The sequence below is a fragment of the Nonomuraea terrae genome (assembly GCF_004348995.1).
GTDB classification, from domain to species: Bacteria; Actinomycetota; Actinomycetes; order Streptosporangiales; family Streptosporangiaceae; genus Nonomuraea; species Nonomuraea terrae.
Genome location: NZ_SMKQ01000427.1, coordinates 1 through 1,667 on the forward strand (window position 1 = coordinate 1; position 1,667 = coordinate 1,667).

Annotated in this window: 1 protein-coding gene; it reads right to left on the reverse strand. The window is 75.9% G+C overall.

Annotated elements, in window-relative coordinates; genetic code table 11:
- On the reverse strand, nt 1-1,667 hold a 1,667-nt coding region (locus E1286_RS47130), incomplete at both ends, for a transglutaminase TgpA family protein (RefSeq protein ID WP_132623920.1).

The window sequence follows — 1,667 nt, forward strand, 5'->3', positions numbered from 1 at the left end:
GGCCGCGGTGGCGGCCTCGTCGGTGACGGCGTCCGGGGCGTACCGGACGAAGTTCGAAATTTCGGCCAAAGGCTGAAGGTGGGCGGATATGTCGCCCGGGTGGCGGGCGACCACGTCGGCCGCCGTCAGCGTCTGCCCGCCTCTCAGCCCCAGGTCGTCGCACGCCTGCCGCCACGCCCCCAGCACCCGCTGCCCGGGCGCCTCAGCCCGGCGACGCCGCCGCCGGCGCCACCACGGCAGCACGGCCACCGCGGCCCCGTACGCGACCAGCAGCGCCGCGGCGGCCGCCGCGGCCATCGTCCAGGGGGAGGCCCCGCCCTGCGTTTCGGCAGTGGTGCGCGGCGGCGAGGTCTTCGGCCGCTCGCTCCCGCCGCGCGCGAACTCGCCCTCCAGCTCCTCGCTCTCCTCGATCGCCGACGAGACGACCTCGTGGTCGTCCTTGGCGCCACTGCGCCCCGGTGTCGGGTAGAACGGCCGCCAGCCCAGCCCCGCGAACTTGATCTCCGCCCACGCGATCACGTGCCCGGAGCGGACGCGGTAGACCCCGCCGGACTCCTCCCCCGGCCGGAATCCGACGACCACCCGTGACGGCAGCCCGAGGGTCCTGGCCATGAGCGCGAACGCGCTCGCGAACTGCTCCGACGTCCCCCGGTGCGTGGTCCGCAGGAAGAACTCCAGCCCCTTGAGCGAGTGGCCGGGCGGCGCGGTGACGTCGTAGGAGGCGTTGGTGCGCAGGTGGCTCTGCAGGCGGTAGGCCTGCTCGATCGGCGCGTCGGCGCCCTGGGTGGCCTGCTGGGCGAGCCTGCGGAAGAGCCGCTCCTGCGGGCCGTCGGGGAAGTCGGTCAGCGCGGGGTCGCGTACGGGGGTGGCGGCCAGCAGGTCCTCCTTCGACGGCTTGGGCACCCGCGAGGTCACCTCGTACGTGAACCCCTCGGCGGGTTCGGCGGCGGCCAGCAGGACGCCGCTGCCGGGGTCCACCCCCAGGCCGCGCACACCGGTCACCCGCTCGGGGCGTTCGGCGGCGGGCAGCCAGGTGCCGGGCAGGCCGTCCAAGGTCACCTTCTGGTGGACGACGTCGGCCGCGCCCTGCCACTCGCCCTCGGGAACCGTGCCGCCGGTGGGGCGGAAGCGGGCGCTCGACGTCCAGCGCACACCGTCGTAGCGGTCGAGCACGGCCAGCCGCCAGTTGAGCGGCCGGTCGGCCTCGACGGTGAACAGCTCGCGGTCGGGGATCTGCAGCCACGCCGAGACGCGGTCGAGCGGGCTGACGCCGTCCACGCGTCCGGGCGGGGGCAGGTCGGCGTCGTCGCGCGGGTTGTACGGCTGGGCGGCGACGGGCAGCAGCGGACCGGCGAGCACGGCCAGCGCCGCCAGCACGGCCGCCGCCGGCACCCCGGCGAGCGACCAGGCCGGGGAGCGGCCGTCCCGCAGCAGCGCGAGGGCCGCGACGACGGTGAACAGCACCCCCGCCACGGCGATGTTGGAGCCCGGGCCGTCGACGCCGAGCACCAGCGCCGCCCCGAACACGACGAGCGCGGGGACGACGGCGGCGATCCTGGTCTCGGTGCGGTTGAGGGTCTCGGCGCCGGCGGTGGCGGCCACCCAGACCAGCGTGTGGACGAGCACGAGCAACGGGGGCTCGGGCTCGTCCACACGCTGGTCTGGGT